The following is a 26,055-nucleotide window of genomic DNA, read 5'->3' on the forward strand; positions in this document are numbered from 1 at the left end:
AAGACATTACCAATAAGCAAACTTAAAATTTAACCATGAACATCAGTGCTTAACTTTATCTTGCAATCAGGGTGATCAATTTTCGATAATCACAACTGGTCAAATTTCGGTTGTCATAACTATATCAGCAGCGTTCTTTTGATAAGGCTTGGAGACGAGGTTTTAAAAACACGGCTTTCCAATATCATTTTTCCTTTGATCGGTTCAGCACTTTACAATCGGCAAAAAACAACCCCGGCAGAACGCGAAACTTTCTTTTGCGCACACAAAAACAGCCACTTGCGAAGACCGCAAGTGGCTGTTTTTATCATTGGTCGGGGCGAGAGGATTTGAACCTCCGACCCCCTGCTCCCAAGGCAGGTGCGCTGCCGGGCTGCGCTACGCCCCGAATCGGCTGCTGTCTTTTTTCGGACCAGGCTCTATCCCGGTCGGAATGAGGCTAGCCTTGGCCTTGTAGCATAACCTCAGGCCGCCGGCAAGCGTTTTTCACGCACACCGCCGGTGTTTACCACGCCGCCAGGGACTCGGTTACGTAAATCAGCTTCTCAGAACTCAATCATCCTCGCCGTCGTCACCAGGCTCACCGGCCACCCCAAGTTTTTTAATCTGATAACGCAGGGTACCGCGATCCATATTGAGCAGCCGGGCGGTTTTCGCCTTGTTGCCGCCGGCCACCTTCATGGCTTCTTCAATTAGGTAGCTGGAAAATGATTTGACCAGTTCGTTAAAATCAATCCCCTGGCGAAAATCATACTCACGCGGCAAAATCAGACCAAACTGATTATGGTTACGACTGGCGGCCAGCACCTCTAAGGGCAGATGCTCTTCCGTGACCACCTCAGTATCCTCAAGAATCATGATTCTTTCCACCATATTCTTCAGTTCCCGCACATTGCCGCGCCACTGGTATTTCTGTAAAAGCTCAAGCGCGCCGGGAGCGATCTCGCGGACGTTCTTTTTCAGCTTCCGGTTGAAATGATCGAAAAAGAATTTAAGCAGGGCCTCGATATCCTGACGCCGCTCGCGCAGGGGCGGAACCAGAATATTGATAACCTTGAGCCGATAGTAAAGATCCTCGCGAAACTTCCCCTCTTCAATCAGCTTTTCCAGGGATTGATTGGTGGCGGAGACGAAACGGGCATCAATTTCAATATCATCAACGCTGCCCAGGCGCCGAAATTTACTCTCCTCCAGCACCCGCAGTAACTTGGCTTGCAGGGGGGCTTCCATGTCGCCGATCTCATCGAGAAAGACGGTGCCGCCATCCCCCTTTTCCAGCAGACCGATCTTGCGGGTTTTGGCATCGGTAAAAGCGCCGCGTTCATAACCAAAAAGCTCGCTTTCCAACAGGTTTCCGGGAATCGAGGCGCAATTTATACTGACAAAGGGTTCGGTCGCGCGCTCGCTCATATAGTGAATGGCCTTGGCCACCAGTTCCTTGCCGGTGCCGCTTTCACCCTGGATCAGAACCGAAACATCACGATTACGGGCCACCTTCTGAACCATTTTCAGAACCCGCTCCATGACCGGATCGACGGAAATGATATCGCTGGTTTCCGACTGGAACTTGACGATATCCCGCACCTCGCGCTTGAGTTTACCGGTTTCCAGCGCGAGCTTGACGATCAGCAGAATTTCCTGCGATTTAAAAGGCTTGTTGATATAATCATAGGCCCCGTATTTCATCGCCTCGACCGCCGTATCAACCGAGCCGTAAGCCGTCATCATGATACAGAGCGGCGCGTAGTCGGCATGTTCGTGCACATGGCGCAAAAGCTCGATGCCGCTGCCGTCGGGCAGACGCAGGTCAATCAGAATAAGATCATAGATTTCCCTGGCGACCAGAATTTTGGCGTCCGCCACCCGGCCCGCCACCTCCACCCGGTAACCGGCCCCGGTCAGCAGATGGGTCAAGGATTCACGAATCAGTTTTTCATCATCAATTATAAGTATTCGATTGGACATCTTCTACTCTCTGGTAACGGGGCTGCGCCTCGCCGGCCGGCAGACCGACGGCGAAAGTCGAGCCTCGACCCGGCTCGCTTTCGACCACCAGACGACCGCCATGTTCCTTGACGATACTGTGGGCGATTGACAAGCCAAGACCGGTTCCACGGTTTTTCGTGGTAAAAAAAGGATCGTAAATTTTTTCCAGCAGTTCCCGGCCCATGCCGGGCCCGTTATCCATGACCCTGAGCCAGAGCCAGGGACGATCCTCGCAAACTTCAAGATCGGAGGCGAAGTCGTGGCCGCCGGCAAAAGGCTGCAGCCCCAGCGACAAAACCACCTCGCCGCCGCCCTCTCGGGCGGCGGCGAGCGCATTCAGCGCCAGGTTCAGCAGAACTTGTTTGAGCTTTTCCCGGTCGCCGTAAACCGGCGGCAGACTGTTTTCAGGCAATCGCAATAAAACTTCAACCTGCTGGCGGCGGGCTTGTTCCTGAAACATTTCCAGCCAGTCCCGCAGCAAAACGGCCAGGTCAACCCAACTGCGCTCCAGAATTCCGGTTCGGGAAAACTCCAGCATCGAAGAGACGATACTTTCAAGACGGTCAAGCTCTTCGACGACGCCGCAAAGCAATCTAGCCGCATATGGATGATCCGTCAACTCATTCCTGATAATATCCAGCGAAATATTCATACCGGTCAGAGGGTTTCTGATTTCATGGGCAATGCCAGCCGCCAGCTGACCAATGGAAGCCAGACGCCGCATCCGTTCCAGTTCCTGGTCGGATTTTCTCTTTTCGGTCTGATCCTGAACCAGAACCAGCAACCCCCCATCGGTTTTAGGCATGCCTCCCAAAGCCGTGACACTGACGAAAAAAATCTTTTCGCCCCCGGCCGTCTGCCCCCCCCCGGCAGCGGGAAAAACCTGGTTCATCTCCAACTGAGCCAGGGCCTGTTCCCGGTTGCCGACCCGGGTCAGGGCCTGGCGCAGGACCGGAGAATCAAGCAGGGCAAAGATACTACCCCGCCAGTCCGGATTCAGGGAAGCAAAAACCTTTTCCGCGCTCCGATTGTGAGAGGTGATGAATAAACTGCTGTCCAGGGTGATGATCGCATTCGGCGAACTGCGCAGGATACTGTCACGAAAATCGCGGTCCCGAATCAGGGTCTGATTGAAAATCAGGCTTTCCATCGCCTTGTCGGCCTGCGTCGCAAACACTTTCAGCAAGTCGATATTGAGCTCGGCCGGAGCCGCCACCTCCCGATACTGCAGCACCAGAATTCCTTGCTCGCGCTTACCCAGAAGCAGGGGCAGGCTCAAAACGCCGACCTGCCGACCGCCGGTTGCAGACGCCACCCGCCGAACCGCGCGAAACAGGGTTTGGCCGCTGGTCGAAGATTCCTTGAGCTGCGCCTTGATCTCAAGCGACCAGAACTCCTCCGCCGCCGCTCCGTAAGCCGCCACCGGCCGCAGTTTCTCCCCCGGTCCGCGTCGCCGCAGCAGCCAGCCGATCTGCGCCGCGCCCAGCTTGACCCCCCGCGAAACAATCAGATTCTGCAATTTTTCCATATCGGAAATCTCGCTCATCTGCCGGGAGATCAATTGCAATTCAATCAGCTCCTCAATCTGACGCCGGTTACTGGCATTCAGCCGCCGGTTTTCAACTACCAGCCCGATCTGATTGCAGAAAATCTCCAGAATTTCAATGTCATCATCGCTGATTTCTTCATGACGGTAACTACGATCCGCCAACATGGTACCGACGATACCCCGTTCCGTCAATACCGGCATCAGTACGCAGACACTCCGTTTCAGGGCGGCGTTGCGTCGTTTATCCAGAGGCGTCAGAAAAGACTGCTCAAGCCCCTCGCGGATACGAACAATCTCTCCGGTGCGCACGACCCGGGTTTCAACGCAATCATCCTTGTTGACATCATACTTAAGCCCCTTGACACTGACCTGACAACCAACGTTGATAACCCCTTCCAGAACATCACTGCCTTCGCGCAGCAGGTACAACGCCACCCGGTCATAAACCAGAGCCTCGGCCACCGCCTCCAGAATACTTCGCGCCAGTTCCTCGCGACTCATGCCAGTCATGGTCAGGCGGCTGATCTGATGCAGAGCGGCCAGCACCTGTTTGGTATTTTTATAAAGCATCAGGACTCACATGTTAAATTAAAGATGATCTGCGCGTGCATATATTTTTTGCCGTTAAAAAACAAGACCATTTTAAGTTTTCGGCCAACAAAAAGGGGCCCCTCACCTTGGCCCCCTTGGAAGAATCGACTCCCGCTTGCGGTTTATTTTTTCACGGCTTCACGCCCCAGATAAAAAGCTTTGAGATTGAGCTCCACCAATTTGGCCGGAAGCAGCTCTTTGATCTTCCTTTCCCAGAGACTTTCCGGCAGGGGCAGAAAACTGGAAACCGCGCCGACCATGACCACATTGGCGGAGCGGGCGTTGCCGGCCTGCGTTCCCAGCCCCAGGCCGTCGACGGCAAAGGTCTTTTCCCCGAAAGCGGCGATCCGTTCGGCCACGTCGGCGGGATATTCCGCCACTCCGGAAGCCACGGTGCTGGGATTGATCCGCATCGTATTATAGATGATCGTGCCGCCGGGTTTGAGACAGTGCAGATTGCGCAGGGTTTCCAGCCGTTCAAAACCGATCAGGAAATCAGCTTCCCCGGGATCAACCGTCGGGGAGTAAACCTTGGTCCCGAAACGAACATGGCTGGTGACACTGCCGCCGCGCTGCGACATACCATGCACCTCACTCTGTTTAACATCAAGGTCGGCCTCGATCGCCACCGAGGTAAAAATCTGGCTCGCCAGCAGAACCCCTTGGCCGCCGACCCCGGCCAGCAGAATATTTGTAGTTTCCATTAATTATTCTCCGATAATTGCATCAAATTTACAGACCTGGGCACAAACTCCGCAACCGGCGCACATATTGGGATCAATCACAACAAAACGTTTATCGCCATCCTCCTCCAGCGAAAGCGCATTACAGCTGACCGAAAGACAACGTTTGCAGCCGGTGCATTTTTCCGGATCGACCCGGAAAGGCGGATGGCTGATGCGATAGCGCAGAACGCAGGGAGCCTCGACCACGATCACGGTCATTTCATCGCCGGACAGGGCGGTTTTCAATTTTTCTTCGATATCGGCCAGGTTGTAAGGATCGATCTTGACCACATTCTTGATCCCGAAAGCCCTGACCAGGGCCGGAATATCGGCGGCAATCGCCTCTTCTCCGGACAGGGTCCGCCCCGAGCCGGGGTTTTCCTGTCCCCCGGTCATGCCGGTGGTCCGATTGTCGAGAATCATGGCGACCGAGTTGCTCTTGTTGTAGATGGCGTTCAACAGGCTGGTCATACCGGAATGAAAAAAGGTCGAGTCTCCGATGACGGAAACCACCTTCTGGGTCATGTCCTCGCGGTTTTCGATCACCTTGGCGATACCGTGTCCCATGCTGATACTGGCGCCCATGCAGACACAGGTATGCATCGCCGAAATCGGCGGCAGGGCTCCCAGGGTATAGCAGCCGATATCGCCGGAGACAAAGACCTTCAGCTTCTTCAGAATCGTAAAGATACCGCGATGGGAACAACCGGGGCAGAACGCCGGAGGCCGGCCCGGCAAACCCGCGACCGCCGGTTTCAAGGCGGCGGCATGACCGCTGACCTGAGCTTTGATGAAAGCGGCGCTGAACTCACCCAGGATCGGAAACCAATCCTTGCCATGATCGACCTTGATGCCCATGGCCTTGATCTGATCTTCGAAAAAAGGATCACCCTCCTCGATTACCAACAACTGGTCGACCGCCGCCGCGAACTCCCTGATTTTATTTTCCGGCAACGGATAGGTCAGGCCCAGTTTCAGCACCGAGGCCTCGGGCAGCGCTTCGCGCACATACTGATAACTGATGCCGTTGGTCACGATTCCGATTTTGCGATCGTGATACTCAATTCGATTGAGCGGCGTGGTTTCGGAATATTCCTTGAGTTTGAGGATCCGTTCCTCAACCAGGGGATGACGCTGCTTGGCGCTGACCGGCAGCATCGTGTATTTAGGCATGTTCTTTTCCAGAACCAAGGGTTCCGAAGCTCCGGCCCGTTCTCCCAGGCTGACGATACTTTTTGAATGCGAAGTCCGGGTCGTGGTCCGGAAAAGCACCGGCGTGTCGTATTTTTCACTGAGTTCCAGGGCGATGGCGACAAAATCCTTGCATTCCTGGCTGTCGCTCGGCTCAATCACCGGAACCTTGGCGAAACGACCGTAATTACGGTTGTCCTGCTCATTCTGCGAGCTGTGCATGGCCGGATCATCGGCGCTGACCAGCATCAGTCCGCCCTTGACCCCGGTATAGGAAAAGGTGAACAGCGGATCGGCCGCGACGTTAATGCCAACATGTTTCATGGTTACCAAGGTCCGAGCCCCGGCGATGGAAGCCCCGATGCCGACTTCCAGAGCCACCTTTTCATTGGGCGCCCATTCCGAATAGATATCGCTGTAATTTTTGACATTTTCCAGAATCTCGGTCGAAGGGGTGCCGGGATAGGCGGACGCCAGACGCACACCGGCTTCCCAAGCCCCCCGGGCAATCGCTTCGTTGCCGGATAGAATCGCTTTTTTTTCACTCATAATCATCCTCATGGTTTCCCGCGCAAGCGCCCTCGGCGGTCGGCCTATTTCAGGCATCCACCACGGCGCGCCGCCGGTTTAAAGTAATTACCAAATTCCAGTTTATTATTTCCGCTCAACAGCAACCCCGCGAAAATAATCAGCAGGTCACCTTGAGAACCATGGCCGCCGCCGTATCCCCGGCCGCACAGCCGGCAAAAAGACCGTAACCGCCGCCATTCATCGCCAGTTCTTCAATCATCTCAATCATGCAGCGCCCGGCGGTCGGTCCCTGCGGATGACCAAAAACCAGAGAGCTCCCGTAATTATTGAAAGCGTGCGCGTCGATTCCCAGTTGCTTGGCAAAATAAAGATCGTTGACCGCGAACGGGTTATGGGTCTTGATCGCCTTGACCTCCTTGATACCGATTCCGGCCTTTTCCAAGGCCCGTTGCGCCGCCGGCACAACCGCCGCCGCCATATAACCCTTTCGATCTCGGTAGAACCCATAGGAAAGCACCTGAATCTCAACTCCGGCCTCGCGGCTCAACTCTTTTGCGGTTGTCCGGTCGGTAACGATCAGGCCGCAGTTGCCGTCGGCGGGATGGGTCTGGGAACCAAAGGTATGCACCCCTCCCGGCAAGACCGGCCGCAGACCCGCCAGGCCTTCGGCCGTGGTCGGAGCCACCCCTTCATCCTCGCCGAAAATAACGGTCTTGCGCTTGCCGGCCTGCAATTCCACCGGAAACATATAACGCTTCTGAAACGCCCGGTCGTTGTCCAGGGCTGCCTGATACTGCTCAAAACGGCGCAGGGCCAGATCATCGCATTCCTGCCGCGTGATGTTGCCCTCCTTGGCGACATTTTCCGCGGTCTCGATCATCGCGTTTTTAGCCCATGGATCATTGCCGAAATTATCCATCAGCCAGTTTTCGGTCTCCAGCTGACCACCCGGCCCCTTCGGATTGGGCCAGGCCAGATGAGGCCCGTTTGAACAACGGTCGGCCATCAGGGTAAAAACCTTTGTATACTCTCCCATTTCAATACCCAGGGCCGCCTGATAAACACAGGTGGTCGAGGTGGAGCAGGCCTGACTGATGATACAGCCCGGAATCCGCTCGGCCCCCATCATCGCCGCGGCCCAGGGGCTGGCGTAAAACCCATGGTTCTGGGGAATGGTGAAGCCGAAGAACAGATACTCGAAAATCCCGACGTCAATCTTCTTTTCCGCCAGCCAGCGTTTGCTGGTAGCGGCCGCCAGTTCGATGCCGTTTTCATTGGCCAGGGTTCCCTGCCAGCGGGCGAAGGGGGAGGAATAATAACCGCCATAAGGAATGTAAGCTTTGGTAAACATGAGTTCTCCTGTAAAATTCTTCAAAGATATTATACTTTAATGTCTGTCGGCGGCGTTTCTCAAAACCACGCCATCCAGTCCTCCACTCCGCCGACGGCCTCGTGCAAAAATTGCCTGCCAATCCTCTCAGTTGCCATACCGTTCGCGCAACACCCGGTGCAGAATCTTGCCGGTGCCGGTGCGCGGCATTTCATCGGCGGCAATGAAAAAAACCCGTTTCGGACATTTATAAACCGCCAGCTGGGTGCGACAATAGTCAATCAGCTCCTTGTCGGTCAAAGTCCGGCCCTCCTTGAGAATAATCACGGCGCTGACCTCTTCACCCCATTTTTCATGGGGCAGGCCGACGACCGCGACATCAAAAACTGCGGCATGAGAGGCAATCACGTTTTCCACCTCGGAAGGATAGACATTCTCCCCTCCGGTGATAATCATGTTCTTCTTGCGGTCAACCAGATAATAGTAGCCCTCTGCGTCGCGGCGGGCCATGTCCCCGGCGGAAAAATATTGGCCCTGAAAGGCTTCCGCCGTCGCTTCCGGCAGCTTGTAATAGTGGTCGAAGAGCATCGGTCCACGGGAATAGAGTTCCCCGACCTCGCCCGGAGCGACATCGTTACCGCTCTCATCGAGGATGCGAACCAGATCCGTTCCGGAAGACTCCTTGCCGATGGAGCCGGGTTTGCGCATCTGATCCTCCGGCATCAGGGTGGTGACGATTCCGGCCTCGGTCGAGCCGTAACCCTCGTAGAGCTTGACTCCGGGCACCAGCTTGAGAATCGCTTCCTTATGCTCCCGGCGCGCCGGTGCCGAAGAACAAAGCAGTTTTTCCAGTGAGGAAAGATCAAAGGAATGAAGCTGTTCCGGGGTAAGATTAAAAATCAGATTGTAGTGGGTCGGAATCAGCGAAATGAACGTAATCTTCTCCCGGGCCACGATGCCGAGAATATTTTCCGGTTTGAAAAAACGCGCCGGCTGAATATAATTACCTCCGCCGAAATAGGTTGCGGCAAAGGAAAAAAAGGTCGTGTTGACATGGCATAAAGGCATGCAAGTCAAAACCATGTCACGGTAGCTGAACCCAAAATCGCTGCCGTTGATCAGATAAAAAGCGATATAGGACTCATGCGAGCGCACCACCCCTTTAGGTCGCCCGGTCGTTCCCGAAGTGTAAAGCAAAATCCAGGGGTCGGCCGGCAGCACGCCGGCTTCGGGCTCGTCATCAGCCGCCCCGGCCAGCATTTTTTCATACTCCAGGTAACCGTCGCAAGCCTCTCCCACCACGATAAAGCTGTCAACCCCTGTCAGTTTGCTGCGGATTTCGCTGATCAGCGGGGCAAACTCCGTATCCACCAACAGCACCCGGGCATCGGCATCATTGACGATATACTCGATTTCAGGACCGACCAGACGGAAATTTATCGGGTTGATCACGGCTCCCAGCTTGGCGCAGGCTAGATAAAGCTCACAGATCTCGATGGAATTTTCCATGAAACAGGAAACTTTGTCTCCTTTCGCCACGCCCAGCCCGACCAGGGCATGGACCAGGCGATTGACCCGCGCGTTGGTCTGCGGAAAGGTAAACCGGCGTGATTTGTCGCAGAAGGCCACGCGCGCAGGAAACTTGACCGCGTTGACCCTTAAAATCTCACCCAGATTAAGCCATAATGCCATCTTCAAATCCTATTTTTTCGGCTAAGATTATTTCAACTTGATACGAACATCAACCAGACCCGGCTCCCGCCCTTTCTCATAGGCGAAAATCGGATTGAGGTCCATTTCGTCGATCTCGTCATGATTATACAGCAGAATGGCAACCCGGCTGATAACCTCCTTGAGTTTTTCGATATCGGCCCCGGCCCGACCGCGAATGCCTTCAAGAATCGGATAGCCCTTGATCCCTTTGATCATTTCCTCGATATCATCGGCCGACAAGGGATTGAGCCGAAAAACCACATCCTTCATGACCTCGACAAAGATGCCGCCCAGACCGAAGGCCACGACATGACCCAGGCCCGCGGTTTCCCGGTTGGCTCCGACCATGACCTCAATCCCGGGATCGAGAAATTTCTGAATAAAACATACGGCCCCGGGGAAATTTTCCATCATTTTACGATAGGCGGCGCTCAGGGACTGATCATCCTTTAAATTGAGCGCCACGCCGCCGGCATCGGATTTATGCACCACGCTTTCCAGCTCAACCTTGATCGTCACCGGATAGCCGATTTCCGTCGCCGCCGCCAGGGCGCCGTCAAGATCGCGGGTTTCACAGTAAGCCGGCACCGGCAGGCCGTAGGCGGCCAGCAGGCTGAAAGCATCCGCCTGCGCCATGAACGAACGCCGGGCGGCGCGGGTTTTTTCAATCAGCCGGGTCGCGGCCGTCGTATCGATATCATTAAAGCTCAACGGCGGGCAATGCTGGCGCCGCTGCAGCGCGCCGTACCGAGCCACCGCGGCCGCCACCTTGCCGGCCATCTCGGGCATGTCAAAGGTCGGGATTCCGCCTTCGTTGAAAATCTGCAGGGTTTTGCGCCAGCCCTCTTTTTCGGTCATCACGCAGGCCACCATCGGTTTCGCGGCGCCTTTCGCCACCTCGGTCAGGCCCCGGGCCACGCCTTCGGTATCGACAAAGAAAGGGGTAATGAAATTAACAAAAACCAGATCGACTCCGGGATCACTCATCAGGGTTTCGGCCGCGAGCCGATAGTGCTCCGGGGTCGCGGTCGCCAGCACATCAATCGGATTGGCCAGGGAGGCCTCGGGATAAAGACTGCCCTCAAGCGTGTCGCGGCTGGCGTCACTGATTTCGGCCAGTTCGCAACCCCGTTCGGTAATCTCGTCGGTGACGATGATTCCCGGCCCCCCGGTATTGGTGATGATCCCGACCCGGTTGCCCTCGGCAACCGGCAGCTGGGCCAAGGCCCGGGCGACCTGACAAAGTTCCTCTTCGTCGTTGAAGGTCAGAATGCCACATTTTTCAAGGAGCAGATTGGTCGTCGTATCCACCGCCATCATGCCTCCGGTATGGGAGGATACCGCTTTGGCCCCTAGTTTGGTGCGGCCGGTTTTCATCGCCAGAATCGGTTTGCGCTTGGTAATGGCGCGGGCCACCCGGGCGAACCCTGCCGGATCCTGCAGGGTTTCAATATGCAGCAGAATCACTTTCGTGCCTGCATCATTGCCCCAGTACTCCAGAATTTCAGTGGCGTTGACATCGGCCTGGTTGCCGTAGGAAGCATACATGCGAAACCCAAGGCCGAGTTCATAAAGACGGTTGTTGATAACCTCGCCGACCCCACCCGATTGCGCCATGACCGAGATTGAACCTTCGACCATGCGCGTAAAGGTAAAGTTGCAATAGGCCCGAACTTCCGGATCGGAGTTCATGATGCCCTGGCAGTTGGGTCCGAAAACCCGCACCCCGTATTTGCGGGCCACCGCCAGCATTTCCTCCTGAAGCCTAACCCCATCGGGACCGATTTCACCGAAGCCGGCGGTATTGACAATCACCACCTTGACCCCTTTTTGCCCGCATTTTTCGATTTCTTCCGCCACCCTGGTATTCTTCACTATGATATGGGCCAGATCCACCTCCAGCGGCACGTCCAGAATATCCTTGTAGGCGATGAAATTCTTGATATATGCCGCCTTCGGGTTAACCGGAAAGATCGGTCCTTTAAAACCACTGTCCACCAGATTTTCAACAATGCGGTAACCAATGGTCAAACGCCGGTTCGAAGCGCCGATAACGGCTACGGCCCGGGGACGAAACAATGCATCCAGCATGACAAAACACCTCTATTTTCCAGGTTAACAATTAATTAAGCATCAGGTCCCGGGCAATCAGGGCGGCCCCCAGAGCGCCGACGGCCTGAGGATGGGGAGCGATAACAACCGGGCGCCCGAGAGCCTCTCCCAACATAACGGCGACAATCGGATTATGGTCGACCACGCCGCCGGTCATCACCACCTTGCCGTCCAGGGCGTCCATCTCGGCCACCCTTTTTACCACCGAACGGAAAACCCCCTTGATAATATCGGCAATCGGCACTCCGCGACGAGCCATGCCGAGAATTTCGGTACAACTGAAGACCGTGCAGAAAGAGCCGATGGTCACTTCCCCCTCGGCCGATTCCGCCAAACGGTTAAGCTCGGCAAGGGGCAGGTCAAGGCGGTAAGCAATCTCCTCGATAAAGGCTCCGGTCCCGGCCGCGCATTTGCGATTCATGGTAAAACCGAGCCGTTCGCCGCAGGCCCCGAGATGAATCACCTTGTTATCCTGTCCCCCGATGTCGACGACCGTCAAAGCTTCGGGATAAAAATGATGCACCCCCCGGGCATGACAGAGAATCTCGGTGCGCTGCTGCTCGGCAAAAGCGACATTGCGACGACCGTAACCGGTTGAAACCACCATGGCCACCGACTCCGGACCAACCCCGGCCGCGCTCAGCGCCGCGCCGCGGACCGCAGTCGCGGCGGCCGCAAAATCATAGCCGCTGCGCTGCACCACGCGGGCTCGAACCTCCCCTTCGCGGTCAACCAGCACGGCCTTGGCGGTCGTCGATCCGATATCAATACCGAGATAGAGGGAGGGCGTCATCACGGTCATCATCCGTCAAGTTGTTCGACAAAAGCTTCGATCTTGGTTATCGCCTGTTCCTCGGAATAACAGCGCAGGTCATTCAGGTCGCCGTCGATCGTGATAAACGGAATCCCCGTGGCCTTGGCAAAACGCTGCGGCAGACCGTAGCGACAGTTGGAATTATTGGGGCAGGTCTTGGCGTCGTGAAAAATAACCCCGTCAAAACCAAAGATTTCCAGCATGCGCCGGTAATAATCCTCCTTGTAATCGTCATCGCGAACGATAAAAAGTTCAGTATAAGCGCGAGCCATTGAATTCCATGGGTCATCCGGATCCAGGGCCGTAAAGATCCAGCTGTTGCAATACGTGGATGCGACCACACAGGTTTTAAGATCGAGAAAGAGTTTGGCGTTTTCCCGCAGCTTACCCCAGATCGGCATGCCTTCCCAATAGAGGCGATGACGCTCCCCGGCCACGGCGGCGACCCCTTCCCCAACCCAGCCGCGCAGCTCCTTGAGCAGGGTTTCATAATAATCGACCGCGATTTGGGTGCCCCGCATGACCACCGCCGGCCCCATATGAATGGTGCCGTCAAAAAAGGTCAGGGGTGAAGGCTTATGCGCGGCCATTTCCAGCACCTCTTTCCAGAGATCGGAACAGCGTCGGGAAAGCCGCAGGGTTTCCTTAAGCAGGTCTTCATCCAGCCGGCTGCCGCCGGTCGCCGCCGTGATATCGGCCGCCAGTTTTTTCATCTGTCCGGCGATACTGTCAACATGATATTTAGTCACCTCGCCGACATTGACAAAGCTTTCAATACCAAGGCAGGGAACCTTCCACTCCCGGGCATACCATTCAAACCAATCCTTGACATCACGACACTGATTGGTGTTGTAAACCAAGACATCGGGCTTCGGAATCGCCTCGATCCCGTCATAGATTTTGGCCAGCGGCGTAAAGCCTTTCAGGTAGGCGCCGATGTCCGAGGTCAGATAGGAACAGATCTCGGGTGAATAGCCGATCGCGTTCGCCGCCGGAATACAATCGTTGGCGGCTCTTGAGGCGCCGAGAATCGCGGCATGATTTTCCGGAAAGTAAACGACAAAACCCATCGCCCGCAAAAGCTCGGCCGGCCCGACACTGGTACACCAGGCGACCTTGGGCGAGCCTGACTTCGCGGCCGCGTCAATCTCATAAAAGTGATCCGCCATCACCTTTTTCATCAGTTTTGCCGTTTCCAGTTTCTTGATTTCGGCCATCAAAATCCTCCGCTCATTATGGGCTTACAGGCTGATTGGAATACTGAACCAAAAACCACGAGATGCTTGCAATAGTTTTTCACTGCCGGCACCGATAAACCAGACATTAAAAAACACCGGTTTAAAAAAGGACCGGCTCGTAGCTAGTTGAGCAACATATATGCCAAACGCTTGGCAGGGAAGGAAAAGAAGAAAAGCAAGTTTAGGTGCAAGTTATACAGGAAACGGCCGATTAAAATTAATTCTCCGGGCATAAAATTTAACCTGCCGACCCTGCCGGGCTCCGCTGCGGTTTCTTCGACAAGGAATCCAGCGCTTCGGGACGCATGTGAACTTGCCTGCGTCCTGTCCTCCAACAAACACACGGATCACTGAAAAAGATCCGGCCGCAACAGCCCCGATCTTTTTATTTCACCAGGGTGGATTCCCAGATTTTTTTAAACTCAGCCGTATAACTGCGCGCCAGAGAGGCGGAATTGACGATCAACAGGTTTTCGCGGTTCCAGCTTTCCGCCGCCGCCGTCCAGTTATAAGATCCGGTCGCGACAATTTTCTCGTCCACAATCATAAACTTATGATGCATAAGACCATAGTTTTTAGTTCTCCGTTCAGACTCTTTTTTATCAAGGGTCGTTTTTCTTGCCAGCCCCCGGCCATAACGAACCTCCACTCCGCGCCGGCGCAGGTAATAACCCTTTGAATAGTCACTTTCATCATTGCCATCGAGAACAATGCGAATCCGAACCCCGCGCGCATGGGCACGCAGAACCGCGGCCGCCAGGGTGCGACTGGTAAAAAAATACACTGCGACATTGATCTCGCGCTGCGCCCCATCCAGTAATTTTTCCAGGGCCGTTTCCGCGCCCCCTCCGGGACTGAAATATACTTCGGTTCCCGCCGCCGCGACCGGCCCGGGCAACAACCAAGCCCAACTCAATAAAACCAAGATCAGCCCCAGTTTCCCACGCAAAAACCACCTGCAGTTCATATAAATTCCACCTGTTTCACAAATTGGAAGACACCAACCGAAAATGCGCCCGAAGATTTTTTGCTTGATCATTTAACTCGGTATAAGGCAAGACAAACCATGTCAACCACCGCCGCCATAATACCTCTGCTGGCCCTCTTTCTTTTCACCGCCGCAGCCGCGGCGGCCGCCCAGTACCCTCCGCCTCACCTCTACCAGTCCGACCAGATATTTCCTCAAAAGAGTTCCGCGCCGGTGCAATCTCCTGCGGGGATCCCGCGCCGACTGACCTTTTCCGACGAGGAAAAGGATTATCTGCGGCAAAAAAAAGAGATCAGAATGTGTGTCGATCCCGACTGGATGCCTCTGGAAAAGATCGAGAACGGCCGTCACGTCGGCATGACCGCCGACTACATCAGGATTCTGGAAGAGGTTATCGGCATTCCGATTGTCATGGTGCCGACCACCACCTGGAATGAGTCGATCGCTCTCGCCAAGGCCCGACGCTGCGACATCTATTCTCTCGCCATGCCGACACCGGAACGCCGGACCTACATGGATTTCACTCGACCCTACCTGAGCATCCCCCTCCCCCTGGTCCTGGCGGCCCGTAACGACACCCCCTTTATCGACGATATATCCGTTATCACCAACCAGAAAATCGGCATTGTCAAGGGTTACGCCTTCAATGAAACCCTGCGCCAACGTTACCCCAAAATGCAGATTGTCGACGTGCCCACGGTCAGAGAAGGGCTGAAGATGGTGGCCAAAGGTGAAATCTTCGGCCTTATCGAGACCCTAGCCACGGTCGGTTATACGATTCAGAAGAATTTTGTCGGCGAACTCAAGGTCGCCGGGAAATTCGATGAACGCTGGGAACTGGGCATCGGCGCCCGCAATGACGAACCTCTGCTGACCAGAATTTTCGACCGGGCCATCGCCTCCATCGACCCGGCAACCCATCAGCAGATTCTGAACAACTGGATTGCCGTCCGCTTCGAACAAAAACCAAACTACACCTTGCTGCTGCAGCTCGCGCTGTTGATTCTGGTCGGTGTCGCGATGCTTTTAATCCGCAACCACACCCTGAGCAAATACAACCAACAGCTGGCTCGTCAGAACCAGGAAATCACCCGGCAAAGCGAAAAGCTGAAACACACCGCACAGCTGCTGCAGTTCACTCAGCATGCGGTCGACAACTGCGCCTTCCCCATTGTCTGGGCCAAAAACGCCCTTCAACCGCAACAAACCAAAATCATTCACGCCAATCAGGCCGCGCTGCGAATGCTTGATTACAGTCAGGCCGAAATTCAGCAACTGACCCTCAGCGACCTCGACCTGAATCTGAATCAACAGACCTGGAACGAAAGGCTGCGGGAAATGAGAACCTCGACTTCATTCTCCCAAACCACGAGCTACCGTTGCCGGCATGGCCGGCAACTGCCGGTCGAAATTTATCTCAACTACTTCGAATACCGCAACCAGGCTTACCATTTTGTTTTTTTCCAGGATATCAGCCGGCAGCAGGAAATGGAAAACAAACTTAACCGCTCCATGAAAATGGAGGCCATCGGCCTGATGGCCGGCGGGGTGGCTCATGATCTCAATAACATTCTGTCGGGAATCATCAGCTACCCGAAACTGATGCTCATGCAACTGCCCCGGAACAGTCCTTTGCGCAAACCGATCAAAGCCATTCTCGAGGCCGGGCAGCGGGCCGCGGCGATGGTTGCCGACATGCTGACCGTAACTCGGGGCGTGGCCGCAGCCAAGGAAATCCTGAACGTCAACCACTTCATCATAGATTTTCTGGACTCAGCAGAAATCAGAGCCTGCAAAGCTAATTACCCCTTAGTCGAATTGTCCACGGAGCTGGCGGATGACCTGCTTGCCATAAAATGCTCTTCCACCCACCTGCGCAAGTGTCTCCTCAACCTGGTGCTCAATGCTTTCGAGGCCATTCAGGGACCAGGCCACATCACTTTGACAACCACCAACTATTTCAACCGCAAAGCCGTGGCCGAAAACAACTTCCTGAAATCTGGGGAATACATTCAGCTCGCCATCCAAGACAGCGGCACAGGAATCTCCGCCACAGACAAAGCCCATATTTTCGAGCCCTTTTACAGCAAGAAAATCATGGGACGCAGCGGCACCGGACTCGGGCTAACCGTGGTCTGGAACAGCATCCACGATCATCAGGGAGAGATTCTGGTGGACAGTGACAACCAGGGCACGACTTTCAGAATTTACCTGCCCGCGACCCGGGAAAGCCCAAGCCCCGGCCCTACCGACCGGGAAACAGCATTTAACGAAACCCCGAAAGAGCTTTTCGGCAACCAGGAAACAATCCTCATCGTCGATGACGAGAAACTTCAGCGTGACATTGCTGCGGCGTTGCTACGCTCGCTCAACTACCAGATTCTTGCCGCCGACTCCGGAGAAGACGGCATCAGACTGCTGGAAAAAAATAAAGTCGATCTGGTTCTGCTTGACATGATCATGGATCCCGGTCTCAACGGGCGCGAAACCAGTGAGAAGATGCGGGCCAGGCAGCCCCGGCTCAGAATTCTGGTCGCCAGTGGTTTCTCGCAAAACGAAGAAGTTGAAAAGATTCTGGCTCAGGGTCAGGCCGCCTTATTCGCAAGCCCTACAGCCTCAGACAGCTCGGAAGCGCCATTCTGAAACTGCTCGCAGCCCAATCATGACCGGACCATCTCCGGCTTGCAAAACCGTACCCCAGTGATCAGGGGGCGTCCATACTTCAACACACCACCTGTATAATCAACGCGGTAACCTGGCGGCCACAGGCGCTTTTTCTAAAGGTGTTTTTCAAGCCACTGGGAAAAAACCGGCAGCGGCGCCGCCCCGGCCTGGCGGGCAATTTCGCGGCCCCGGTTAAAAACAATCTGGGTCGGCAGCCCTTTGATCGCGTATTGCCTTGCCAACTCGGGCTGTTCCTCGGTCTCGATACGAACAAAATGCGCCTGCCAGCGGAAGGCCGCCGCCGCCTCGGCGAAGACCGTATGGAAATTACGACAATGCCCGCACCAGGAAGCCCAAAAATAAACCACCAGCGGCAGCTCATTGCCGGCCAGAAAACGATGCCACAGCGCCCCCGGCAGATCAATCGGTCTACCACTTAGAAGCTCCGCCCGACATTTGCCGCAACGCGGATCTTCCTTCAGACGGGCGGGCGGCACCCGGTTCCGGGTGCCGCACTGTGAACATAAAAGATGGAGATACTCAGACATGCGGATTCCCCCTGAAACTGAAATTTACGGCAAAACCAATGTCTCCGGCCAAGGTCTTAATCCGGGAAAGCTTTCCGCCAACCCGGCCCCGCAAGCTCCATGACACCGGTCGATGGTTTTTGCTTTAACACCATGAAACACCAGGGCCTGGAAACCGGAGGTCAGGTCAAACTCAATTTTAAACCCGATATGGCGGCGGAGACAACAGAGAACTGAGCCCCAGCCGCTATCTACAGGTTTTCCACACACGCACTCACAGGCACTTCACAAGCCCTGTGCGTAAACCATAAAAGTCGTTTATTTTCAGCATGATACAACAAAAACTATGACCCAGTCAGTCTGCTCTCAGGTCTAGCCCAGCTCCTTTTTAGCCTGCTCCCATAAATTTTCCTGCTCGTCCAGCCCGAGCCGTCCAAGTTCCCGTCCCGAGGCAACAGCGCTTTTCTCCATAAAACGAAAACGGCGCTCAAATTTACGGTTGGCCAGATGCAGAGTCCGGCCCGGATTAAAACCGGCCTTGCGAACCAGATTGACCACCACAAACATCAGATCACCCAATTCTTCTTCCAGAGGCTCGCCCCCACTCGCCAGAACTTCCTCCACCTCCTTAAGTTCCTCCTGAACCTTGGGCAGAAGCGCGGCCGGATCGGGCCAGTCAAAACCGACCTTGCCGCCTTTTTTTCCATAAACATAGGCCTTTTCCAGGGGCGGCAAGGACCTGGGCACATTGTCAAGCAGCGAGGCGTAAACCTTACCTTCAAGCTCTCGTTTGATCATCTCCCAGTTACTTTTAACCTGCTCGCTGGAAAGCTTGGCCGCCTCCGCAAACACATGCGGGTGGCGACGAACAAGTTTGGCCCGAATGCGGTCGAGCACCTCTGCCAGGGTAAAGCGCCCACCGTTCTCCCCCAGAAGGGCGAAAAACAGCAGGTGAAAGAAAAGATCGCCGAGCTCCTCCGCCATAGCCGAGCTCTGATTTTCTTCCAGGGCATCGACAAATTCATAAACTTCCTTGAGAAACTGCCCTTTCATGGAAACAAAGGTTTGTTCCCGGTCCCAGGGACAGCCCTGCGGCGAACGGAGTTTGCACACCACCTGCCAAAGCTCGAAAAAGAGTTGCGAGATTTCCGGAGACGCCGAGTTTGATTGACTTTTCATGACTATTCCCTTAAGGCCTGATCGGAATCAGAAAATACTTAAACCACAACCACCCGCGTCACAACTTCGGCAGAGCTCCCGATATGGAACTTTACGGCAACCTTGAAGGTCTTAAACCTAGACAACTGAAACAACTGAACCAGCTTTATCGCCGGCGTTGCCTGCCTGAAGAGGTCATCAGCGCGGAGCTCGCCCGTCATCTGACCCTGAGCTCCGTCGCTTGCGGCCGGCAACTGGGGTTGCTGCTTGATCGCCGCGGCCAGGTTGAGATGGTGATCGTCGGCGACAGCCAGTCGATCACGATTCCTTCCCTGCACCGTTACCGCCTGGGCCATGGCCGGCTGCGCGGCCTGCGCTGCGTTCACACCAGTTTCGGACCGCAAGGGATAAACCGTGAAGACCTTACCGATCTGACCAAACTCCGTCTGGATCTGATGGCGGTAATCCGGATTGATATCGCCGGGCTTCCGGAAAACATCGAGATTGCGCACTTGCTTCCGGATTCGGCCGGCGAAAAATATCAACTCCTGCCATCAACTCCGCTCGACCGGCTCAAGCTTCAATGTTTGGAGCTTTTCAGTTCCCTGGAAAGCTCGGCCGCAACCGCTTTCACCCACAGCACCGACGATCACGAAGAACCGCGGGCCATTGTCGTCAGTGTCGGTCCCGAAACCTCGGCCAGGCTGAAAGACTCGGTCAGGGAGATCTCGGAACTGGCGCGAGCCGCCAACATCAAGGTCGTCGACAGTTTTACGCAACCGCGCAAACTCGACCCGCACGCGGCCATTGGTTCAGGCAAACTCAAAGAAATCATCGTCGCCTCGATGGCGCAGGACGTCGAGCTGCTGATCTTTGATCACGATCTGAGCCCGACCCAGGTAAACAACCTCTCGCGCGCCACCGAACTTAAAGTCATTGATCGAACCCTGCTGATTCTCGACATCTTCGCCCGGCGGGCCCAGAGTCGGGAAGGGAAACTCAAGGTCGAACTGGCTCAGCTTAAATACCGGCTCCCGCGCATCTCGGAAAAAACCACGGCTCTCTCCCGCCTGACCGGAGGCATCGGCGGTCGGGGTCCAGGGGAAACCACCCTGGAAATTGATCGCCGACGCATTCGGGAAAGAATCTCAAAGATTGAGAAAAAGCTAAAAAAAATGGCCCGAAGCCGGACCATTGCCAGAAAGCAGCGCCAAAAAAATGAGCTGCCCCAGGTTTCAATTGTCGGCTACACCAATACCGGCAAATCGACCTTGCTCAACAGTCTGACCAAAAGCCGCGTGTTGACAGAAAACCTGCCTTTCGCCACGTTGGACCCCACCACCAGAAGACTGCGTCTACCCCGGGAACAGGAAATTATCATCACCGATACGGTCGGCTTCATTCGCAGACTGCCCAAAGATTTACTCGATGCCTTCCGCACCACCCTTGAGGAACTGGCCGAGGCCGATCTGCTGCTGCATGTCGTTGACTGCGGCAGCAGTGATGATCTTGAAGAACAGATCGACAGCGTCGAACAGCTGTTGGGAGAACTTGGCCTGAATCAGATTCCGACCCTGATGGTGGCCAACAAAATGGATCTGGCGGAACCGGAAACCCTGCTCTGGCTAAACCGGCGTTTTCAGGCCACCCCGATCTGCGCCCGCGACCCGGCCAGTCTGCCCCCCCTGCTTGAGAAAATCAGAAACGCCCTGGAAAAATCGCACGCCATCCTCAGCCGGCCGCAACCGGAATTTCAGGATGATCGACCCGCTCCAGACAATCCTGGGCGTCCCTGAGGAGATCGGCAAAAATCTTTTTCACCGGCTCGATCGCCGAGATATCGGAAAAACGACGTCCGGTAAAAAAGAGTCCCCGTTCGTACTCACCATCACGAGCCCGGCGCAAAGCCTCCAGAATGCAGAATTCCCGACCACATTTTTTCAGACAGCGATCGCAGCTCTGCGGACGAATCGATTCATCACCAGCCAGCAGTTTATCAATCAGAGGCGTCCGAATGGCATTGGCCGGCAAGCCTACCGGAGAGATAATACGCACCAGATCCGAGGCCTTGGCATTGACCAGAAGCTCCTTGAAATTGCGATGCACCGTACATTCGTCACTGAGCAGAAAGCGGGTTCCAAGCTGAACTCCGGCCGCCCCCAGTTCAAGCAGGCTGGCGATATCCTGACCATTGACAAAGCCCCCGGCGGCAATCACCGGAATCGACACGGCCTCACAGATCGCGGGCAATAATTCAGTCGTCTGACGATCCGTACCGAGATGGCCGCCGGCGTCGCAACCCTCGACCACCACCGCCGCAGCCCCCAGACGTTCTGCCAGCAGAGCGACCTTGACGGAGGAAACCATAGTAATCACCGGAGTTTTCCATTCTTTGCAGATGGAAAAAACATCACGGGAGAAACCGGCTCCGGCAATCACCACATCAACCTTTTCCTTCAGGGAAACCAGAACCGCTTCCTTGAATTCACGGGCTGCAACCATAATGTTGAGACCAAGCAGGCCTTTAGTCGCGGCCCGCGCTTCCCGGATCTGGCGACGCAAAGCGTCCATGCTCAGCCCGGTCCCCCCGATAACTCCAATACCGCCCTCCTCCGCAACAGCGACCGCCAGTTCGGAAGTCGAAACACTGACCGCCATGCCCCCCTGAATAATCGGGTGGTCGGCAATAAGTGAACCAATTTTTAATGATGGAATTTTCACGATAATTTTCCTTTACTTTTACTGCCAAACCCGATTAGAAACAGCTGGTAAGAAGTTCGCAAAAAGGTTCTGGATTAAATAGATCTGCCGACAAACGCCAAGAATGCGAGCCTTTAGTCGGAAAACCACAAAACCATATTGTTCATCGGGCCTATAATTCTTTTTGCATCAATAAGTAAAGTTAAAAAACACTAACGGGTTAACAAAAATTATGACTATCCCCGACATTTATGCACAAATCAGAAAACTGAATCCCCAAATAGCCTATTTTTCCATGGAAATCGGCCTGCGGGTCGACCTGCCCACCTACAGCGGCGGTCTCGGCGTTCTCGCCGGCGACACCATTAAGGCCGCAGCCGACCATCGTCTGCCCTTTATCGCCGTAACCCTACTCTACCGCGAAGGCTATTTTCAGCAGAGGCTGGACGCGGACGGCCAGCAGCAGGAAATCCCCGTAGCCTGGGATCCGGAAAAACTATTGCTCGAGCTTGACATGATCACGATCAGGGTGCCTATGGGCCGCCATGAAGTTTTTCTCCGCCCCTGGCTTTATCTGGTTGAGGGCGTTGACGGTGGCCAGGTTCCGGTTTTTTTTCTGGACAGCGATCTTCCGCAAAACGGACCCGAAGAACGCCGCCTGACCGCCCATCTTTATGGCGGCGACCAGCGTTATCGCCTCTCCCAGGAAATCATCCTCGGAATCGGCGGCCTGCGCCTGCTCAGCGCCCTGGAGATTCACAGCGTGCTGAATTTTCACATGAACGAAGGCCACGCCGCGCTGCTGACCTTAGAGCTGCTGCAACGCTACCGACGCGATATCGAAGAGACCTGGGATCCAACGCAAGTCTGGGACCATGACCGGGTCCGCCACCTCTGCGTCTTCACCACCCATACCCCGGTCCCGGCCGGACACGACCGCTTCGACTACAAGCTGGTGGATGAATTGCTGGGCGCGTACATGCCCCTTGAGATTCTCAAGCGTTTCGGCGGACAAGATGAGCTCAATCTGACCACGCTGGCCCTGAATCTGAGTCGCCGGACCAATGCCGTCTCTAAATGCCACCGCGATGTCAGTATGCAGATGTTTCCCGGACACCGCATCAGGGCGGTCACCAACGGGGTTCATTCCCCCAGCTGGACCTGCTCGGAATTCCAGGAACTCTACGACCTCTATCTGCCGGGCTGGAGACAGGATAATTTTCTTCTGCGCAACGCCATCATGATTCCCGGCGAGCAACTGTTCGCGGCCCACATGAGCGCCAAGGCGCGCCTCTTGCAGCATATCAAGGAAAAAACCGACAATCTCCTGAGGAGTGAGGTTCTGACCATCGGTTTCGCCCGCCGGGCCACCCCGTACAAACGCGCCACCCTGCTTTTTTCCCAACCCGATCGTCTCCGCCATATTACCGAATATTACGGCCCGCTGCAACTGGTCCTGGCAGGCAAGGCGCATCCCCATGACGAACCCGGCAAGCAACTGATCAAAGACATTTTTAAAACCAGCAAGCAACTGAAAGACCTGATCAAAATCGTCTATCTGGAAAACTACGACATGGAACTCGGCAAGCTGATTACCGGCGGCGTCGATCTCTGGCTTAATACCCCGACCAGGCCTCTGGAGGCCTCCGGAACCAGCGGCATGAAGGCGGCACACAACGGGGTCCCCAATTTCAGCATTCTTGACGGCTGGTGGATTGAAGGCTGGATCGAAGGGAAAACCGGCTGGTCCATCGGCCCACCACCATCGGGGCCGCAGGTCGACCTGGCCAGCAACCTGCTCGACGCCAACGATCTTTATGAGAAACTGGAAAAGGAGATCATTCCGATCTATTACAACGAGCGTTCCTGCTGGATTGAAATCATGCGCCAGGCAATCAGTTTCAACGCTTCATTTTTCAACACCTATCGCATGCTGATGGAATATTGCATGAACATTTACTCTTTTGCTTCGCCCTCCAGACCTCCAGCCGGACTCAGCGGCAGGCTCGGCTAGAAGGCGTAAACCGACAAAATAGTTGACAACCAAGGCCGCAAGATAGTATACGGGCGGCGCTCCGCTAAGCTTTCCCTGACCAACCAGGAGACCGGCAACCAATGCTTGACCTGAAGTTCATTCGCAACAACCTTTCCGCCGTCAGCGCCATGTTGGAGATGCGCGGCAACCCACTGGATCTGAACGAGTTCAAAGCCCTCGACAGTCGGCGTCTGGCCCTGCTGGCCGAGGTCGAGACCTTAAAAAACCAGCGCAACACCTGCTCCGACAATATCGCGAAGATGAAAAAGAGCCAGGAGGATGCAGGTGCGGAAATCAGCGCCATGCGTGAGGTCTCACGCCGGATAAAAGAGCTTGACGCCGAAACCGCCGAGGTCGAGAACCAGCTTTACAAGATTGTCTCCCTGATCCCGAACATGCCGCACCACACCGTTCCCCGGGGGCTGAGCGAGGCCGACAATCTTCAGGTCAGGGAATGGGGCCGCAAGCCTGAATTCGATTTCATGCCGCTGCCGCACTGGGAAATCGGGGAAAAGCTGAAAATTCTGGATTTTGAACGTGGAGCCAAGATCACCGGCGCCCGTTTTACCCTCTACCGCGGCATGGGGGCCAAACTGGAACGAGCCCTGATTAACTTCATGCTCGACCTGCATACGGGAAAACACGGCTACGAAGAGGTGCTGCCGCCTTTCATCGTCAACCAGACCTCGATGACCGGCACCGGCCAGCTGCCCAAGTTCGCCGATGACCTTTTCAAGATCGAGGGTCTGGATTACTATCTGATCCCTACGGCGGAAGTCCCGGTTACCAATATTTATCAGAACGAAATTCTCGAAGACAGCGAACTGCCGGCTTATTTCACGGCTTACACCCCCTGTTTTCGCAAGGAGGCCGGTTCCCACGGTCGTGACACCCGGGGCCTGATTCGCCAGCATCAGTTCAACAAGGTGGAACTGGTTAAATTTTCCGACCCCGAGCACTCGTATGAGGAGCTGGAAAAGCTTTTACAAAACGCCGAAGCCGTTCTTCAGGCTTTGAATCTGCACTACCGGATCGTCAACCTCTGTAACGGCGATCTTGGTTTTTCCTCGGCCCAGACTTACGACATCGAGGTCTGGCTGCCGGGCCAGGGTGTTTACCGAGAAATTTCATCATGCAGCAACTTTGAAGACTTTCAGGCGCGGCGCGCCAACATCCGTTACCGCCCCAAAAGCGGCGGCAAAACCCGTTTCGTTCATACCCTGAACGGTTCGGGTCTGGCGGTCGGGCGCACCCTGGTCGCTATCCTGGAAAATTACCAGCAGGCCAACGGCAACGTCGTCATCCCGGAAGCTTTACGCGCATACCTGGGAGATAAGAAGGAAATCGGGCTGCCAATTTAAAATCGGGTTGCCCCAGTTCATTTAAGGTTCCAATCCGGAGGGATGGCCGAGTGGCTTAAGGCGGCGGTCTTGAAAACCGTTGAGTGAAAGCTCCGTGGGTTCAAATCCTACTCCCTCCGCCATTTTTTAAAAAAGCCCGGCGGATAATCTTCCGCCGGGCTTGACATTTGTCGCCGGTTCTGGTAAACGACGGACCTTCTTTCCGCCGGGGGTGCCGAAGCAGACCCGGGAACGGTAAACAAAACAGAAAAAACTGCTCTCAGGAGAGATGGCCGAGTAGGCTGAAGGCGCTCGCCTGCTAAGCGAGTATGCGGGGTAAACCTGCATCGAGGGTTCGAATCCCTCTCTCTCCGCCAATTACCTTAGCAAGGGTAAAAAACAAGCGCCGCTAGCTCAGCTGGATAGAGCGTCTGACTACGGATCAGAAGGCCGGGTGTTCGAATCATCCGCGGCGCGCCAATAATACCAAGGGGGTTAAGCGAATCAAGCGCTTAACCCCCTTTTTCGTTTTTGGCCCTGGGTGCCAAGACGGGTAACAAGATTTGGAATCTTAATGCCTATCAGTTAGCACGATAAATGACCACCTAGGCTGATCTTTGACAGTTGAAACGGCGTTAGAAAATAAATTTGTTGCTATACTTAGCTTTCAGCGATGCCGGGTTGGCAAAAAAACCAAAAAGGTAGTGCCCATAGAATAAAATCTACATCTTGACCAATATGAAAATAATCGCTAAAAGTGGGGTGTCTTTAACGAAAGAGGTTCCCCATGTTCGCTCGAGTCAAAAAATCCGGCAAGTACGAATATCTCCAAATCGTTGAAAACCGCAAAGAGCAGGGCAAAG

17 protein-coding genes and 4 tRNA genes are annotated in these 26,055 nt (G+C 54.9%); 7 read left to right on the forward strand and 14 right to left on the reverse strand.

Translation table 11 applies throughout. The features are described 5' to 3' along the window. Positions 1-311: 311 nt before the first annotated feature. The 11 genes from ENN66_01160 to ENN66_01210 form a co-directional block, all read right to left on the reverse strand. Positions 312-388: transfer RNA gene (locus ENN66_01160), tRNA-Pro, on the reverse strand. A 164-nt stretch (positions 389-552) separates the two neighbouring features. Further along, positions 553-1,965, reverse strand: coding sequence for a sigma-54-dependent Fis family transcriptional regulator (locus tag ENN66_01165; GenBank protein HDS15238.1), 1,413 nt, complete (start codon positions 1,963-1,965; stop codon positions 553-555). Then, positions 1,940-4,105 (reverse strand): GAF domain-containing protein, encoded by a 2,166-nt coding sequence (locus tag ENN66_01170; GenBank protein HDS15239.1) that lies wholly within the window; start codon positions 4,103-4,105, stop codon positions 1,940-1,942. The genes ENN66_01165 and ENN66_01170 overlap by 26 nt, the downstream gene beginning before the upstream one ends. Positions 4,106-4,248: 143 nt before the next feature. Beyond that, the gene (locus ENN66_01175; protein HDS15240.1) at positions 4,249-4,830 is read right to left on the reverse strand and encodes an indolepyruvate oxidoreductase subunit beta; all 582 of its coding nucleotides are present in this window, start codon (positions 4,828-4,830) and stop codon (positions 4,249-4,251) included. A 3-nt stretch (positions 4,831-4,833) separates the two neighbouring features. Then, a complete protein-coding gene (gene iorA / locus ENN66_01180; GenBank protein HDS15241.1) occupies positions 4,834-6,591 on the reverse strand; it encodes an indolepyruvate ferredoxin oxidoreductase subunit alpha in 1,758 nt (585 codons plus the stop codon). Between the two features lie 139 nt (positions 6,592-6,730). Continuing rightward, on the reverse strand, positions 6,731-7,924 hold the full coding sequence (locus ENN66_01185; GenBank protein HDS15242.1) for a thiolase family protein: 1,194 nt from the start codon (positions 7,922-7,924) through the stop codon (positions 6,731-6,733). 126 nt (positions 7,925-8,050) lie between these two features. Further along, positions 8,051-9,595 (reverse strand): long-chain fatty acid--CoA ligase, encoded by a 1,545-nt coding sequence (locus ENN66_01190; protein HDS15243.1) that lies wholly within the window; start codon positions 9,593-9,595, stop codon positions 8,051-8,053. Positions 9,596-9,622: 27 nt separating this feature from the next. Then, on the reverse strand, positions 9,623-11,707 hold the full coding sequence (locus tag ENN66_01195; GenBank protein HDS15244.1) for a CoA-binding protein: 2,085 nt from the start codon (positions 11,705-11,707) through the stop codon (positions 9,623-9,625). Positions 11,708-11,738: 31 nt separating this feature from the next. Continuing rightward, a complete protein-coding gene (locus ENN66_01200; protein HDS15245.1) occupies positions 11,739-12,521 on the reverse strand; it encodes an ATPase in 783 nt (260 codons plus the stop codon). 8 nt (positions 12,522-12,529) lie between these two features. Continuing rightward, complete coding sequence (locus ENN66_01205; GenBank protein HDS15246.1) at positions 12,530-13,759, reverse strand: 2-hydroxyacyl-CoA dehydratase; 1,230 nt, start codon at positions 13,757-13,759, stop codon at positions 12,530-12,532. 406 nt (positions 13,760-14,165) lie between these two features. Next, positions 14,166-14,819 carry a phospholipase D family protein gene (locus tag ENN66_01210; GenBank protein HDS15247.1) on the reverse strand — a complete coding sequence of 218 codons (654 nt, stop codon included), beginning with the start codon at positions 14,817-14,819 and terminating at the stop codon, positions 14,166-14,168. 27 nt (positions 14,820-14,846) lie between these two features. Here ENN66_01210 and ENN66_01215 point away from each other — a divergent pair, with 27 nt between their 5' ends. Then, a complete protein-coding gene (locus tag ENN66_01215) occupies positions 14,847-17,411 on the forward strand; it encodes a transporter substrate-binding domain-containing protein (protein HDS15248.1) in 2,565 nt (854 codons plus the stop codon). Positions 17,412-17,545: 134 nt separating this feature from the next. On the opposite strand, the gene ENN66_01220 is transcribed toward ENN66_01215, so the two are convergent. Both ENN66_01220 and ENN66_01225 read right to left on the reverse strand, forming a co-directional pair. Then, positions 17,546-17,980 (reverse strand): redoxin domain-containing protein, encoded by a 435-nt coding sequence (locus ENN66_01220; GenBank protein ID HDS15249.1) that lies wholly within the window; start codon positions 17,978-17,980, stop codon positions 17,546-17,548. Positions 17,981-18,331: 351 nt separating this feature from the next. Continuing rightward, positions 18,332-19,138 (reverse strand): nucleoside triphosphate pyrophosphohydrolase, encoded by an 807-nt coding sequence (locus tag ENN66_01225; protein ID HDS15250.1) that lies wholly within the window; start codon positions 19,136-19,138, stop codon positions 18,332-18,334. Positions 19,139-19,221: 83 nt separating this feature from the next. On the opposite strand from ENN66_01225, the gene hflX reads away from it, so the two are divergent. After that, complete coding sequence (gene hflX / locus ENN66_01230; GenBank protein HDS15251.1) at positions 19,222-20,913, forward strand: GTPase HflX; 1,692 nt, start codon at positions 19,222-19,224, stop codon at positions 20,911-20,913. Here hflX and ENN66_01235 read toward each other — a convergent pair. Further along, entirely contained in the window at positions 20,849-21,841 is a 993-nt protein-coding gene (locus ENN66_01235) for a nitronate monooxygenase (GenBank protein ID HDS15252.1), read from the reverse strand. The genes hflX and ENN66_01235 overlap by 65 nt on opposite strands. A gap of 208 nt (positions 21,842-22,049) precedes the next feature. Here ENN66_01235 and glgP point away from each other — a divergent pair, with 208 nt between their 5' ends. The 5 genes from glgP (at position 22,050) to ENN66_01260 (ending at position 25,672) form a co-directional block, all read left to right on the forward strand. After that, positions 22,050-23,831, forward strand: a complete 1,782-nt coding sequence (gene glgP, locus ENN66_01240) for an alpha-glucan family phosphorylase (protein HDS15253.1) — start codon at positions 22,050-22,052, stop codon at positions 23,829-23,831. 101 nt (positions 23,832-23,932) lie between these two features. Further along, entirely contained in the window at positions 23,933-25,213 is a 1,281-nt protein-coding gene (locus ENN66_01245) for a serine--tRNA ligase (GenBank protein HDS15254.1), read from the forward strand. 36 nt (positions 25,214-25,249) lie between these two features. After that, positions 25,250-25,335: transfer RNA gene (locus tag ENN66_01250), tRNA-Ser, on the forward strand. A 140-nt stretch (positions 25,336-25,475) separates the two neighbouring features. Next, a tRNA-Ser gene (locus tag ENN66_01255) sits at positions 25,476-25,569 on the forward strand. A 26-nt stretch (positions 25,570-25,595) separates the two neighbouring features. Then, positions 25,596-25,672 (forward strand) — tRNA-Arg (locus ENN66_01260). Positions 25,673-26,055: the final 383 nt, after the last annotated feature.

It is taken from the genome of Pseudomonadota bacterium, assembly GCA_011049115.1.
Lineage (GTDB): Bacteria > Desulfobacterota > Anaeroferrophillalia > Anaeroferrophillales > Tharpellaceae > DSCM01.